General features: G+C 57.7%; 10 protein-coding genes. 3 read left to right on the forward strand and 7 right to left on the reverse strand.

The genetic code is table 11. From position 1 onward, the window contains the following. Positions 1–192 precede the first annotated feature (192 nt). The 3 genes from NKJ12_RS16215 (at position 193) to NKJ12_RS16225 (ending at position 3,796) form a co-directional block, all read left to right on the forward strand. Positions 193–1,080, forward strand: coding sequence for a helix-turn-helix transcriptional regulator (locus NKJ12_RS16215; RefSeq protein ID WP_352703829.1), 888 nt, complete (start codon positions 193–195; stop codon positions 1,078–1,080). Between the two features lie 108 nt (positions 1,081–1,188). Next, the gene (locus tag NKJ12_RS16220) at positions 1,189–2,394 is read left to right on the forward strand and encodes an MFS transporter (RefSeq protein WP_352703832.1); all 1,206 of its coding nucleotides are present in this window, start codon (positions 1,189–1,191) and stop codon (positions 2,392–2,394) included. Continuing rightward, positions 2,384–3,796 (forward strand): hypothetical protein, encoded by a 1,413-nt coding sequence (locus NKJ12_RS16225; RefSeq protein ID WP_352703834.1) that lies wholly within the window; start codon positions 2,384–2,386, stop codon positions 3,794–3,796. The genes NKJ12_RS16220 and NKJ12_RS16225 overlap by 11 nt, the downstream gene beginning before the upstream one ends. Before the next feature lie 734 nt (positions 3,797–4,530). On the opposite strand, the gene NKJ12_RS16230 is transcribed toward NKJ12_RS16225, so the two are convergent. From NKJ12_RS16230 to NKJ12_RS16260, 7 genes are all read right to left on the reverse strand, one after another. Next, a complete protein-coding gene (locus NKJ12_RS16230; RefSeq protein WP_352703836.1) occupies positions 4,531–6,192 on the reverse strand; it encodes an arylsulfatase in 1,662 nt (553 codons plus the stop codon). Positions 6,193–6,475: 283 nt separating this feature from the next. Continuing rightward, positions 6,476–7,684 (reverse strand): alpha/beta hydrolase, encoded by a 1,209-nt coding sequence (locus NKJ12_RS16235; RefSeq protein ID WP_352703837.1) that lies wholly within the window; start codon positions 7,682–7,684, stop codon positions 6,476–6,478. Between the two features lie 3 nt (positions 7,685–7,687). Then, positions 7,688–8,860, reverse strand: a complete 1,173-nt coding sequence (locus tag NKJ12_RS16240) for a DUF1214 domain-containing protein (RefSeq protein WP_352703840.1) — start codon at positions 8,858–8,860, stop codon at positions 7,688–7,690. 34 nt (positions 8,861–8,894) lie between these two features. After that, positions 8,895–9,872, reverse strand: coding sequence for a formylglycine-generating enzyme family protein (locus tag NKJ12_RS16245; protein WP_502905712.1), 978 nt, complete (start codon positions 9,870–9,872; stop codon positions 8,895–8,897). Between the two features lie 90 nt (positions 9,873–9,962). Beyond that, positions 9,963–10,922 carry a SphA family protein gene (locus NKJ12_RS16250; RefSeq protein ID WP_352703842.1) on the reverse strand — a complete coding sequence of 320 codons (960 nt, stop codon included), beginning with the start codon at positions 10,920–10,922 and terminating at the stop codon, positions 9,963–9,965. Positions 10,923–10,993: 71 nt separating this feature from the next. Beyond that, a complete protein-coding gene (locus NKJ12_RS16255) occupies positions 10,994–13,375 on the reverse strand; it encodes an arylsulfatase (protein ID WP_352703845.1) in 2,382 nt (793 codons plus the stop codon). A 382-nt stretch (positions 13,376–13,757) separates the two neighbouring features. Next, positions 13,758–14,531, reverse strand: a complete 774-nt coding sequence (locus tag NKJ12_RS16260) for a transporter family protein (protein WP_352703847.1) — start codon at positions 14,529–14,531, stop codon at positions 13,758–13,760. Positions 14,532–14,604 lie beyond the last annotated feature (73 nt).

Consider the following 14,604-nt stretch of genomic DNA (forward strand, 5'->3'; position numbering starts at 1 on the left):
TTCACCTGGCTCAAGTATTGGCTGAGCCAACTGGTAGGCCTGCCGGATACAGGCGGCTTTCACTCGTTTGCCATTTTTTCGCTAAAGTCACATCTTCTACCAATCCAGAGTTATTCGCGTGTTGTTCAGCAACCCATGGTTCGCCACATCATGCAACGACTGGCCACTCGCCAGTAAGGAGGCTGTCGATACGTGAATACTCTTGCCCTCGACCCGACCGAGAATCGCCGTTCACGGCACCAATCGCTTGCCCACAAGTATGAGAATTGGGGGAGCGTGCGGGCGGACGTAGTCAAAAGAACCGGGCTTGAGCGCCAGGAGACAAGAATCCTCCAGCCAAACCATGTGTTCTTGATGAATCTGAAGGGCACAGCGTGCCGCGGAGAAGACATTGTGGACGGGCGCCGGATTGCCTTTTTGCCGCGCCGGGCCGGTTCGATAATCTTCATGCCCGCCGGCAGTGATTGGAATGGGTGGGACGAGGGGGACGCGACCGCTTCCTACCTCCTGGTCTCGATTGAAAAAGGGTTCGCCGACGAGGTGTTTGCGGGAATGGCTCGCCATCGCCCGGCAGTGCTGCCGCCTTCGATCGGATTTCGGGACGGCACTGCAGAGTTGGCGTTGCAGAGGATTGCCTTGGAGCTCAAGCAGCCTGACCCCATCAGCGCAACGATGGTGGAGTGCCAGGCCACGCAATTGCTCGGGCAAATGTTAAGGTTGAACGGCTTCCATCAGGAGCCGGCAAAAGGCGGTTTGTCATCGTTCGATCTCAAGCGAGCGGTGGGAATGATCGAGACGTTGTCGGACGGCAGACCTACGCTCGCCGATCTGGCAAAAGAAATTGGGGTTAGCCGGTTCCATTTCTGGAGGGCCTTCAAGCAGTCGACAGGCATGACGCCGCACGCATTCATTGCGCAGCGACGGTTGGAGCAGTCCGCGGACATGCTGCGATCGACCAATCTGTCGGCGACGGAAATCGCGATGGAATGTGGTTTCGGCAGCTCGAGCCATTTCGCGACCGCCTTTAAGCGGGCTTTCGGTGCGGGCCCGACGGAATTTCGTCGTAAGTGCAGAATCTAGGTCGCCGCCTGTCGGTTCTCAGCAAGTATCGGAAATCCCCAACATCACAGTAAAGCAGGCTTGGCGGAAGAAGGTATCCATCGGCGGTCAGCCCGGGATACGCCGCTCATGTCAAACCTGGTTCGAATTCATCATGGCAAAGGACGGGCCGGCCGGTCCAATCCCTGCCTCGGATTCCTGGCCAGCACGCTATCGGCGGCTGTTGCCCGAAACGGCTACTACATCGCATCCGCCTGGATTCTCGTCGAGCGAGGGTACGGGACCGCCGGCGTGGCGACGTTCCTTGCGATCGCAAGCATTGCCGAATTCATCGCGAGCCCTCTGGCCGGCGTAGCGGCGGATCGATTTGACAGGCGATGCCTGAACGTTGCGGCAGACCTCAGCCGCTTCGTCGTTATGCTGGCTACCGCTTGCGCGCTCCTCTACATGGACGTGTTTCTGATCATCTGCCTGTCAGCGGCCCTGTTTTCGTTTTGCGACCGTGTCGCGCTAACGAGCTCTCAATCAATGATCCCCGTGATCGCTGACGGCCGGGATCCTGTAGCCTCGAATTCCGCCGTCTTCTTCGTCATGCAGGTCGGCAATCTCGGCGCAGCTCTGCTTGCAGGGCCTTTGCTGCATGAGCGCTCCCCAGCCCTGCCATTCACCGTTCTTGCTGCCTTCTTCCTGTTTTCAGCCGGCTGCCTGGCCTTGATGCGGCTGGAACCGGTTTCGCGCGATGTCCGCATCGCCAAAATCTCGGCAGCACAATTCGATCCAAGCCTGCGTCGTCTCATTGTCGTCTACGCGCTTCTCTATACAAGCGCGGTGCTTGTCAGCGTCATGGGATCGAGCTTCGTCTTCCAGGAGCAGAAGGGTACCGCCGTGGATTTCGGCTACCTCGAGGCTGCATGGTCGGTGGGCTCACTGATCGGTGCGGTCTCTCTATTCCGGATTGAAAGAGCGATGAGTACCCACGCGCGGCATCTCATGCTTTTGGGCTTAACGGCGCTGGTCCTCATGGCGCTGACATCTGTGCGCACGCCCTGGACAGTGATCCTTTTTGCCGCGCTCGGATTTCTGTACAATCTTGGACGCGTCAGCGTTGAAGTCACATTGCAGTTGCGAGTGTCGGTCTATCTGTTGGGCCGGGCAAAAGGCATTATGCACAGTGTGGCCGTGGCGCTCGGATTACTCGTCTTCGGCATCGCCGCCGCTGTAGGAGATCGAGCATTTCCTTCGACGATTTTCTTCAGCTTCGGAGTGGTGCTCCTCATCAGTATTTCGTGTTTGAGCGTCGGTGTAATTCAGACACAAGAAAAAGGTGAATCGTGAGGTGGAAGAGCTAACAGCAGGCGTAGATGCGAAACAGGCAGTCCTGGGGTCGCTGACGGCACTCTACCCCTGGATGAGCCCATACCATTCCCGGCCGATCCGCGATTATGCGTTTCGCCTGTTCGAGGCGCCAGCTTCCAGGTCCGTGCCAGAAATCCGGTTTCGAGCCTTCACCAAACTACTCGACATCATCAGGAAGGCAGCGACACGAAACGGATTATCGACCGATTCCGCCTCGGAAATCTGCAGGGATTTCGAAAGGCGCCGCGTGTTGCAGACAGGCCCTCATTTGTTTCTCCTCATGGAGCCAGAAGCCTATTACACGCATATCTTCAGCCTCCTTGGTCTCTCGGCGCATGGCTGTTCGACCTATGTTTCCTACGCCGTTTCGACGGTGAACCTCGTTGAAAGGGCACGCAAGGGGCCAGGCTGGCTCACCGTTGGCGGGAAGCCGGTCAACGTCTTCGGCCTCAGCCGAAGCCGGATGATCGGATACAGCCTGCTAGCCGGGCCGGGACCCTACAGGTTCGAGTTGTTACCGAGGGAGCCGAACACTGAGGGAGACGCGCTCACGCTGCTTCGTAGCCTTCTGCCGAAGACGCAATTCGAGCGGCCCGCGCACGCCATCAAGGCAGCCAATCTCATGCTTTGGCCAAAAATGTTCGGAGGCCGCTTTGCCTTCCTGCAGATTGACGACGAGGATATCGCTGACCTGGTGGCCGACCATCTGTCGGACGAAAATTCCTGGCTACGCATGAGACTGCTGGAAGACCCGAAGTTCGCCTACAATATCCTTGCCGGCCTCGACGGGCTCGCGTCCGGCCCCTGGAGCGGCTGGCTCGCGCGCGGTACTGATTTCTTCTGGTTCTATGAAAATGGCAAACGCCTCCCGCTGCGTTTGGTGGCCGGAGAACTCATCGACCCTGCGACCGGTATAAAGGTGGCGTGCTTCACAGCCCCCGACATCCTCGAGCGGCTGGCAAACCGCAGCCTTGTCCCAAATCTCCTGATGATGTTTCTGGTTTTGTCGATCCTGCCCGGCGTGCGCGCGCTTGGCGGCAGCTATCAACCGATCTACTACCCCCTGATGCGCTATGTCGTCTGCCGGGCGCTCGAGGCCGCAGGCGTGGATGAAGATCTTCGGCGGGCTCTCGCAACCGACGACGTACCGGGTGCTTGGGGACATCGGGTAATTGAGTGTGATGATGATCCGCTTGAGCTATTCCTAAATTGCAGGAACGGCGCGATGAGTGATCTTATCGACCGTTTGAGCGACATTTCCTTCGCCGAGGCATGTGGAAGCATGAGAGGCTTCGTGACTGACCCGTCATGGCATGAACTTCACAGCCGGTTGCGAAACGGGCTGATTGGGCCGACCGATGAGGAATGGGCCTTTTCCTGAAACGTTTATGCGCTTCCAGCAATTGGCATGTGTATTCGGGTTTGCGAATGGCTGCTTCGCGCCTAATTTCAGCCGTTGAGGGAAGCTCTGCCGCTTACTAAAAGCAGACGTCGTCAGTCTATAGATCGGGCTTGCGCGCAGCGCCGGTTTCCGCGCATACCTGTCGTGCGGCCACCATCGAGGAACACGGTCACTTTCTCCCCGGTTCTCACAGCTTGTGGGGAAGCTTGCCAGCGTTATCGCGCTACGCAGTAGTCCCAGTATCCTCTCGTTCTGGCGTTGTTCGACCAGAACCAACACAGATCTGCAGAAGGTGCAGGGGGTGGCACAGATGCGGCCGCTACGGCGACGATTGTCCCCAATGCTACTCCAGCCACAATGGCTCCAAAATATGGCCTGCGGACCCAACGACGAACCGGCCGTACCACCACGTTTCTCCTGATAATCACGTTCGGCCTCGGACGTACCACTCTCGGCCTGATTACCTTTCTGCGGACCACCGGCTCTGCGAAGGGGCGAGTCCACTGCTCACCGGACGGTCGTACATCTGTAGGAAAAGAAAATGCGGGCTGTGCCACTGCCAAGGTCGAAACTATGGCAATCGTTTTGAGAACGGTGTTCATTTCAGCTTTCTCCTCTGTCTAAGGCACCTTTTTCACTTTGGGGGCTGCTAGGTTAGTTTAACGATGGCGTCGCCTGGTCAATAGATGCGCAGCGTCAACTCAACTGCGCGGCTATTGCTGCGACTTCCGCAAGAAATCCTCGACAACGTTTGACATGTCGAATGAGCTTCCGCCTTGCACCGGCGGATATTGGGCGAGTGTTTTTAGGTGCTCGCCGACGAGTTCGTTCATTGGCTGGAACAGCCACGATACCCTCTGCTCCAGATGACCGAAGGAATCGATGCTGTCGTAACTCTCGAATGGATCAGCTCGAATGTTAAAAAATATCAATTGTGGTCTAATGATATCGTAGTAGTTTTCGCGTGTCTGGAAATGTACCTTCCACGGACTGATTCGGATAGCCATTAACTTGCTTTCGTAGTAGTAAAAGAAATTCGTTCGGCTGCTATCCAGCGCTTTGCCTGTCCAATAGTTTAGATTGTTGACACCATCGATATACTGTTTCTTTTCACTCTTCATCAGTTCAACAACACCAGCTTCGCCGGCGGCCGCAGCGAAGCTGGTGAACATGTCCATATGAGCCTGAATGCCGTTCAGAACCTGGCCAGCCTTGATCACGCCCGGCCAGCGCAGCATCGAAATCACCCGCACGCCGCCTTCGTAGGTGGTCATCTTTTCGCCGCGGAACGGCGTTGTCCCGCCCCACGGCCAGGATGAATGTTCCGGCCCGTTATCGGTCGAGTACCAAACGATGGTGTCGTCCTCGAGCCCGTTCTCCTTGAGCCAATCGAGGACGAGGCCAATATCATGGTCGTGCTGGAGCATCCCGCTGCCGTGGATATCTTCATCGTAGGTGTATTTATCGGCGGCATAGCGCCACTTGTCGTTCAGGTGGGTGTAAAGATGCATGCGGCTGGTGTTGAGCCAAACGAAGAATGGCTTCCCGCTGCCGTTCGCCTTTTTCATGAAATCGAACGCTTTAGGGATGACCTCGGCGGCATCGAAATCTTTCATCCGCTCAATGGTGAGCGGTCCGGTGTCCTCGATGATCTGCTTGCCGATGCGACCAAATCGTGGATCCTCCGTGACATCGTCCGTGTCGCTGGCGACTGAGTGCAGCACGCCACGCGTCCCGTACTTGTTTGCAAAGGCTTTCGACCCACCGGGATATGCTTTGGCGAACTCCTGGTAGTCGCGATACTCGGGCTGCTCCTGGGTATTCAGGTGGTACAAATTGCCGAAAAATTCGTCGAAACCGTGCGCTGTCGGCAGGTGCTCGTTGCGATCCCCAAGGTGGTTCTTGCCGAAATGACCAGTGGCGTAGCCGGCCTTCTTCAGCACCTCCGCCAAGCAAGGTGATGCCGCTTGCAGGCCAAGTTTGTCACCCGGCACCCCGACGGTCACCATTCCGGAGCGGATCGGATACTGGCCGGTGATGAAAGATGCTCGGCCTGCGGTGCAGGAGTTCTGAGCATAGTGATCGGTGAACCGGATACCCTCCAACCCGACGCGGTCGATATTGGGAGTGGTGTAGCCCATCGTGCCCATCCCATAGGCACTGACATTCTGCCAGCCGATGTCATCGCCCCAAATCACGAGGATATTCGGTTGTCGCCCCGAGGAAGAATTTGCGGGCTGGTTCTGGGCTTGCGCGGCTTGGATTTGACTCGCGCCGGCTACCCCCAGTGCCGAGGCTGCCAAGGAGGTGCCGCCCAGCAAAAGAGAGCGTCTATTGACCCGGACGGGACTTGGATTATTTCTATCCTTTGTCATGTGTTTGCTCCTCCGTTTAGCTTTACCTGTCTCGCCTCCTACGGGAGTCGCGACATGGCAGCACAATGATTCAGCCGGTGCTCTGTCACGAACTGCTGTGGCCCAATATGTTGGGCGAGAACAAACCGAAGCGCTGACGTTAGGATGCGCTTCAGCGATGTTGTGCTCCTATCGCGGCACTTCGCGAAATGGCGCTCACAGCTCGGATGCGCTCGCAAGCGTCACTTTCTCCTCTGAACATGATCAATCCTCTCATTATGACGAGCCTTCCGCCGGATCGGCATCATTCCGCCGCCGGATCGTGCTTTAGAATCGTACCGAGCTGATCGGGGGCGGGGGTGCTTCCTTTTCCCTCCACCATCGCGATGGGAGCACTGACCGTCGTTGCCGCGACCTTGCCTACGGTTCCCACAGTGCCGGCAATCACCATGCCTAGTCCGTCGCCAAGGCCTACTCGCGAGTCCGTCAGGATTTGACCGGAGGCCAATTGAGCTCCCAGCAACGCCACGATTGCAGGACTCTCGGCAAACTTGCTGTGGTTTAAACGATCGTCCGTCTTTACGTTGGTGAGGTCGATTACCGTAACCCCTGCTGCCTGCAGCTTTGATTTGTACGGTTCCTTTGACGGATCAATCTGCCCCACCCGATCGACATCGCCAGAAATCAGACGCGAGATGGCAAGCGCCCGGTCGTCCCGCGAGATCATGATCGTGAACTTGGGTTTTTCCGGCCCGAGTTCGGTCCACTGGCGCCCGAAGACGTCCACATCAAGGTCGGGAGATGCAAGAATTACGTTCTTGACCTTGGGAGTCACCCGCCCGTCCTGCAATGCCATCTGCCTGAGCGACTCCATGGCGAGCCACGTCCCCATCGAGTGAGCCATGACCGTAATGTCCGTGACGGTGCGATCATTGGCCAAAGCCTTCAATGTTCGCTCGAATGCGGTGCGGGAAAAGTTGGTGCTTTCCTTGTCGTAGTTGTAGTCGAGCACGCTCGCGCGCGATGGCCAGGTGAAGAGAATGGGTGTGACCTTTGCCCCCGAGTCATGGACAAATTGCGCAAAGCGAAAAACGGAATCCTCATAGCGGTTGTTGAAGCCATGGACGAACACGAGGACATGACCGTTCGAATTGTGGGAGTGCAGCCAGTCGCCCGCCTGGGGAATCGAAAGGTTCTTCACGGCAACGACGGCGAATTCCTTTTGGGGATTCGGCGGCAGCTTTTTCGGCCACTCGACCGTGCCGGATACCCGGTTCGGGGGAATTGAAATCGTCAAGTCGGTCAACGAAAGTGTCGGGCTGCGTTCGCCTGTAAACAGAGTTGCAGGATCGCCGGAAGGTTTGCGGCTGGTCGCCACCAACATCGTTACCTCCGACGTCGACGCCGACATGTTCGCGGCGACTGGCGCTAGGACGCCTTGCGGTCCCCCTCCGCACGCAGTCAGCGTGAGCAGACACAAAACCGAAACTATTTTCTTAAGCCGCTTGTACATTGACTAGCACTTGTCCCAAGGAGAACTTCCGCACTGGCGATATGCTGAAGATCCTTCAAATTCAGGCCTGAACCACCAAAGTTCTGCCTTCGGCAGCGTAACTCGGTTCACCAAATGCGACTCCGGGAACCGCCAAATTCCGTTTAGGAGTTCTGGGCGCGGACGGTAGAGCCGGACCATATAGTTCCAGGCCGGCATGGTTGGGAGGCAGTTCGGGACTTTGCCGTCGCAACCGCCAAATTGGATTGTGACCGAACCGTCAGCAGCTTTTTTTCCAGTGAGATTGTTGATCGAATACGCGTTGTATTCGTTCTTCTGAAAGCGGCCTCCCGCGTCATAGACCGTGATTGACCAGAACCCATCGACAGGAACGTTGTTATAGACAACGAGCTGATAGACGGCCTTGCCATCGTTTTGGTTTGGAGTGACGTTAAGATATTTGGCCTCGCTGTCAGGATTTCCTCCCCAACCGCCGGCGCTTCCGATAAGGCGACGAACAGAATCAACCTGCGCCTTGGTGCCAAACATCCGGTTTTGGTCGGGCACCGTGGCGTAAAGCACCAAAACGGCGTCCTTCACCCTCTTGTGGGAAATAGGATCCCAATTTGGTATTTCGAAGCTGCCCGGCTCCGGCTGGTCGAGTTTCACGGCGTCCTGTAGTGCATGCACCTTTTCAAGGTCTCCGCGGTCGTTCGGATCGACAAAGATTCGCAACGCCAGCATCAGGTAACGTGTGCGGATTTGCTCCCGCGTAAAGCTATGACTCCCGCCGTAAAAAACGGCTGGCGTATATTGATCCTCGTCGATCACGATGAGAGACATGAAGCGTTGACCGGAAACGGGCAGATTGATCGTTACTGGTCCTGCGTCGAGGTCAAACACCGCTGCTGAATACAGCGTGTCGCGATTGCCGCATATGACGATTTGATTGTCGATCGGCTCAATTTCGCGTCGATGAAAGAATTTGCCCAAGCCATCAGCTGCTTTGACGATGTTGGCGAAATAGGAATCCGTCTCAGCTCGGGTAAAGTTGTCGGCTGTTACCGCGACCGCACCGCCTATCGACTTCGCCGCCGAGAAGTCCATGCCCGCCAAGGTGGGTATGGTCACTAGCGCCGCAAGAAGGATGAGGTAGATCAGATTTATTCGACGGACTATCGCGACGGCGGGCGGCATTGTTAGTATCCTTATGGATTGTGCTATTGACCGTTCAATCCAGCTTTCTGCGCACGATGCAGCGAAAGCCGAGATGAGAGACAGAAGTGTCGACCGGTTGCGCCATTCGCGCCGCGGGCCGATAGCGCCGGCAGTAGTTCGGCGCACACAGATGGGAGCCGCCCTTGGTGACCCTGCGCGGGATCTTCACATCGGGCAGCCGGGCGTCGTAGCTCGCTTCGCGCTTGCCTCCGCGCGGATTAACGGCCGTGCAGCACGGGCTGTCGATCGCCTTATGTTCCTGATACCAGTCGGTCGTCCATTGCCAGACATTGCCGGCCATGTCGTAAAGACCGAAGCCGTTGGCAGGGAATGAACCTACCGGGGCAGTATATTCAAAACCGTCGTCAACAGCATTCCGGTAGGGAAACTCTCCCTGCCAGGTGTTGGCCATGTGCTTGCCGTCCGGCGTAAGATCGTGGCCCCAGACGTACTCGGCGCCGTCGAGGCCGCCTCGCGCTGCGAGTTCCCATTCGGCCTCAGTGGGAAGTTCCTTGCCAGCCCATTCGGCAAATGCCGCTGCATCCTCGTAGGCAACATGCACAACGGGATGCTCTGCAAGCTTCTTGATCGTGCTGGCCGGCCCCCGGGGGTGGCGCCAGTTGGCCCCATGGACATAGACCCACCAATTGTAGTGATTGCTGAGGTCGACCGGACCGTCCGGCTTCCTGAACATCATCGAGGATGGAGCCAGGAGGTGCGCCAAGGCGCCGGGATAATCATCGGGATTGGCTGGGTTCTCAGCCAGGGTGACATAGCCTGTTGCCGCCACGAATCGTTCGAAGTCGCGATTGGTGACGGTGAATTTGTCCATCCAGAAGCCGTCGACACTGACCCGGTGTGACGGCGCTTCCTCCGGATAGTGGCTGTCCGAGCCCATCAGGAAGGTGCCGCCGGGGATCCAGAGCATACCCGGAAAAGGCGGCTCGGCCGCGGCGCTATCGAAGACTTCGGCAAGGGTATCGGTGCTCATCGAAATGATCCTAAAAACAGGCACTCACATCGTCGGTCCGCACGGTCAACGTGTTGCCATCACGGCGAGCGCACCGCCTCACCCGACCGCTCAGAACTTCCCGGCGACGTCAAAGAAGACCGCGTCTCCCTTCATGCGGTTTTCGACCTCGACCTCATGGGCCCATCTCAAGGTGAAATCGACCTCGGTCTTCTCTCCGAACGTGGCCTTGTATTTGACCAGCGGGCCGATCGCGATGGAGCGGCCCCTGAAGCCATTGTGGGTGTCGGCGAATGCACCGCGGTCGTCTTCAATCTGGTCCAGAAAGCCTGCGATCGCCCCGACGGACAGGCTCTTCGTAATGTCCTTTGTGACCGAAAGATCGAGGTGAGCCGTCGCGCCGCTGTAGTAGTCGGTGTCGGGGTTCTTGGTGTTGATGTCGACGCCGAACTTGGCCGAGAAGTCCAGCCCGTGCTCGGGAACGAGATAGGTGAACCCGATGGCCGGGCTGAATGTCCAATAGTTGAGGCCGATGAAGGCCAGGTCACCCTGCTTCCATTCACCGGTTGGTGCCGTAATCGTCAGGGATGCCGATACCCAGGTGTTCATGGCGTCGTTGTGCCAGCCAAGCACGACCGGCGCGAAAGCGATGTCGCCGAGCGCGGCGACCTGCTGATCCACCCCAAAGGGGCCGACCTGGGCCTTTGCTCCGGTCCAGCCAATAGGGACGGCGACCTCGACGGCGTAGGTCCAGTTGCCCGGCAAGTGCAATGGGGGCACGTAGATCCCCGCCAGAACCGTAGCCCAGACATCGCCGCTCATGCCGACCGCCACCGATCCATTGCCGAACGGAATCTGGCCGCTTGCCTCGCCATGGTAGTAGACGTTGGAGACCGCCCAATAGGCGACGCCCGGCGTCGGCGGCACAATGCCCGCGCCTGGGCCAGCGAAAGCGCCGGGCACATACCGCCCAGCTACCGCCTCGGTGGCCCTTGCATCCTGGACGGAAGCGAAAGCTCCAAAGACGGTCGCCGTGGCAAGGAGGCATGCAGTTGATCTGGATTTGATCATCTCGTCCCTCCCAAGAAACGACAGGTCCTCCCAGATATCAACAATACCACGGGGAAGCCGGATCAGGTCATTCATTTCAAGTCCACCGTCACCCGGCCGAGCTTGCCTGTAAATTTGAATGGCGGCGTGTAGCTAAAGTCGATTGGTGAGCCACTGTCTTCGCCGATATCCTGCCCTTCGTAGAGGGAATATTTGAAGGGCGTCGTCTTATTGACCCGACCCTCGCCGATCTTCTTGCCGTTGGCGAGGAGTGAGATCTCACCACCCTTACCCATGCCGCCACCGTCGGATCTGAAGTCCATCTCCAGAGTGACCTTGCCGGTCGGAACTTGCTCGGTCGAGACGACGCGGTAGCGTTCGAGAGCCACATAGTTGTGCAGACCAACCAGCTTGCCTTGCTCGATGTAGAAGCCCCAACCGCCGGTAAAGCCACCTTGGGTGAAAATCATGCCGTCGGCACCGCCGGGTGGGATCTCTGCTTCTGCAGTAATGGTGAAGGATTTGTTCTTGAGGTCGGGCGCTGAGGCCTCAGGCAGCGCTACGAGCGGGGTCTCATAGACGAACGTCTTGCGGCCATGGGCAAGGCTCGGCTTTCCGGTTAGTTCGGCTGACATTCGCTCAGGGCCGCGCCAATCTAGCGGCAGGATGTTGTTGCGTGCTGCTTCGGCCCACCATAAGTCTTCCAAAGCTCGGAGCTTCTCAGGATATTTCGAGGCAAGGTCGTCAGCCTGGGAAAAGTCTTCGTCGATGTTGTACAATTCCCACTTTGCCTTATCGATATCGAAGCCAGTGCGAACCGGCTGCCAGGGAACGAAAGATAGCGACGAGGCCATCCACCCGTTCTGGTACATGCCGCGGTTGACGCCCATCTCGAAAACTTGAGATTTGCGACGGTCTGGAGCCTTCGCGTCGCCGAACGTGTAGGTCATGCTGATGCCATCAATTGGCTTTTGCGGCACGCCATTGAGAACGTCCGGCGCCTGCACGCCAGCCACGTCCAGCAGAGTGGGCATGATGTCGACGACGTCATGGAACTGGCCGCGCAGGCCACCTTTATCGGTGATCTTTGCCGGCCAGCAAACGATCATTGGATTGCGCGTGCCGCCGAAATGTGAAGCGACCTGCTTGGTCCACTGGAACGGCGTGTTCATGGCCCACGCCCAGGCCGACGGAAAGTGGTTGAAGTGCTTCGGGCCGCCGAGCTCGTCGATGACCTTGAGGTTGTCCTGCCACGTCTCCAGTACACTGTTGAAAAAGGCATTCTCGTTGGTCGAGCCTTCGATGCCGCCTTCCGCCGACGCGCCGTTGTCGCCGACGATGTAGATGATCAATGTGTTGTCGGCATCGGGCAGCTTCGCCACAGCATCGAGGACGCGTCCCATCTCGTGCTCGACATGGGCGCCATACCCGGCAAACACTTCCATCATTCGGGCGTACAGGTGTTTCTGCTCGGCATTGAGCGAATCCCACGCGGGCAGACCCTCTGGTCGCGGTGTGAGCTTGGTACTTGCCGGAATGACGCCGAGCTTCTTCTGCCGCTCGAAAGTTATCTCGCGGTAGCGGTCCCAGCCAGTGTCGAACTGGCCTTTGAACTTGTCAATCCACTCCTTCGGCGCCTGGTGCGGCGAGTGGGTCGCACCGGGAGCGACGTAGAGGAAGAATGGCCGATCCGGGTCGATCGCTTTCACTTTTTGCATCCAGGCGATCGACTTGTCGGCGATGTCGGTGGAGAGGTGATAGTTGGGATCGGTCGACCGCGGAACGCGGTTGTGGTTTTCGTAAAGGATCGGCTCGTACTGGCTCGTGTCCCCGGAATTGAAGCCGTAGAAATAGTCGAAGCCCAGCCCATTGGGCCAGCGGTCGAACGGACCGATTTCGCTTGTTTCCCACACTGGGGTATTGTGGTTCTTGCCTACCCAGGCGGTCGCATAGCCGTTCTGCCGAAGTATTTCTGCCACAGTGCCGGCGCTCTTCGGAATGATACCTGTATAGCCATCATATCCTGTAGCAGCTTCGGTTATGCTGCCATTGCCTGTCATGTGGTGATTGCGTCCGGTGATCAGGGCGGCTCGCGTCGGCGAACACAGCGCCGTTGTGTGGAAGCGATTGTAGCGCAGACCTTGCGCCGCGAGCTTTTCCATGTTTGGCGACTGCACACCACCGCCGAACACGCTGAACTGCCCGAAGCCCACATCGTCGAGAAGGATCAGCACGATGTTGGGCGCGCCTTTTGGCGGACGCACGATCTGTGGGAAGGTTGCTGGGTCGGAGTCAAGATATGTGCGGCCGACCTGTCCCTTGAAATGGAAATCCGGCCTAGGCAAAGAGAATGAGCCAACGGGAGGCGATGCATCCTGGCTCTGGGCGAATGTCGTCTGGGCGAGCGTTGCGATACCCGCAGTCGCAAAGACGGTCACCAGATTGCGAAGGCGATTTACAGTGGTCGTGAACATCGGATTTCCTCCTGTCTTGGCACCTTTTCCAACGCCGGCGGTAGTTGTTCTCCCTCGGTCTTCATTTCATTCGCTGCACCGCCGGTGGTGCTGCCGGTTGGGATCGCGGGCTTAGGTCAAATGCCGCTCATTTCTGCACTGCGATTGTCACCCCGTGGATCTTGCCGCCGAATTCGAACGGCGATTTGTGGTCCGGGCCACTGCCGAGATGTTGTCTGAACCGATGTCGAGGCCTTCCAGTGGCTGGAGCGGCAGCTTGGACGGGCGTGAATAGTGTCAACGCTGTCGCCGCACGTAATTGAAATCGGGCCATTTGAGCCTCCAATCTGTCTTTTGCGTCCTCGCTTGCATGCCTGACGACCAAAGCCGTGCTTCAAGTTCGCTAAAAACTGACAAGCGAAACGCCAACCTCCATGTTGAAGTCGTAAGGGCGATCGTTGCCGATACCGATACCGGGTCTGATGTACCCGTTGATGGCCCCGCCGCGAGCCAGCTTGCCGAGATTGAAGCCCAGGGCGACCTCCCAGGACATGGGTGCTTTCTTGGCATCGAAATCGTAGCTGGCGGTCACATCCGAGGTGAGCCACCAGCGTTTGGCGTGGGGCTTGTAGACGACGTAGAGGTCGAAATCGCCGCGATTGACGTCAGCGCGGTCTCTGTCGCCGGCAAACGAAAGGCTATGGATGTAGGCGGGGGCGACAATTATTTCAGGGCTGGCAAAATAGACCCAGGTCAGTCCGGGAGCGGCGACCCATTTGCCGCTGCCGAAAACATCCTCGGAGCCAGTGGGCGCGAAAATCTCGGTGCTGAGAATGAACGCCTGCTGCCGGCTTATGTATGGGATCCAGTTGAGCTTTGCCGAGATGTCGCCGATGCCGAACTGGTTCTCGCCTGTCAGGTTCGTTGCATCAAACGGCAACGTCAGTCGGACCGATGCCTTCCCGTCGAAGAATGGCTCCGTGTAGCGCAGGTTGGTGAGATCGTAATAATCATCCCCAGGCAGGAATCGATACTCGTTCGAGATCGCCAAGGTCCTGCTCAACACGGCAGGATTTGTTCCCGAAGTATCCTTGGCCTCTTGAGCTCCGGCACCGGACGACAGAGTGCAGATGGTCACAACACCCGTGGCGGCGAGGTAGGAAAATGAATGGCCCATAGTGCGCCTCCCGTAAAACAGAACTAGAACTTACGTCGGGCATAAATGCCGACGCTGTTCTGATAGTTCTGCC

This window comes from Mesorhizobium sp. M0195, from assembly GCF_040322115.1.
Lineage (GTDB): Bacteria > Pseudomonadota > Alphaproteobacteria > Rhizobiales > Rhizobiaceae > Mesorhizobium.

Bases quoted from the DNA above. Each gene is read 5' to 3' on its own strand.
- NKJ12_RS16220 (WP_352703832.1), top strand. From the start codon at position 1,189: ATGTCAAACCTGGTTCGAATTCATCATGGCAAAGGACGGGCCGGCCGG.
- NKJ12_RS16230 (WP_352703836.1), bottom strand. From the start codon at position 6,192: ATGACAAAGGATAGAAATAATCCAAGTCCCGTCCGGGTCAATAGACGC.
- NKJ12_RS16235 (WP_352703837.1), bottom strand. From the start codon at position 7,684: ATGTACAAGCGGCTTAAGAAAATAGTTTCGGTTTTGTGTCTGCTCACG.
- NKJ12_RS16240 (WP_352703840.1), bottom strand. From the start codon at position 8,860: ATGCCGCCCGCCGTCGCGATAGTCCGTCGAATAAATCTGATCTACCTC.
- NKJ12_RS16245 (WP_502905712.1), bottom strand. From the start codon at position 9,872: ATGAGCACCGATACCCTTGCCGAAGTCTTCGATAGCGCCGCGGCCGAG.
- NKJ12_RS16250 (WP_352703842.1), bottom strand. From the start codon at position 10,922: ATGATCAAATCCAGATCAACTGCATGCCTCCTTGCCACGGCGACCGTC.
- NKJ12_RS16255 (WP_352703845.1), bottom strand. From the start codon at position 13,375: ATGTTCACGACCACTGTAAATCGCCTTCGCAATCTGGTGACCGTCTTT.
- NKJ12_RS16260 (WP_352703847.1), bottom strand. From the start codon at position 14,531: ATGGGCCATTCATTTTCCTACCTCGCCGCCACGGGTGTTGTGACCATC.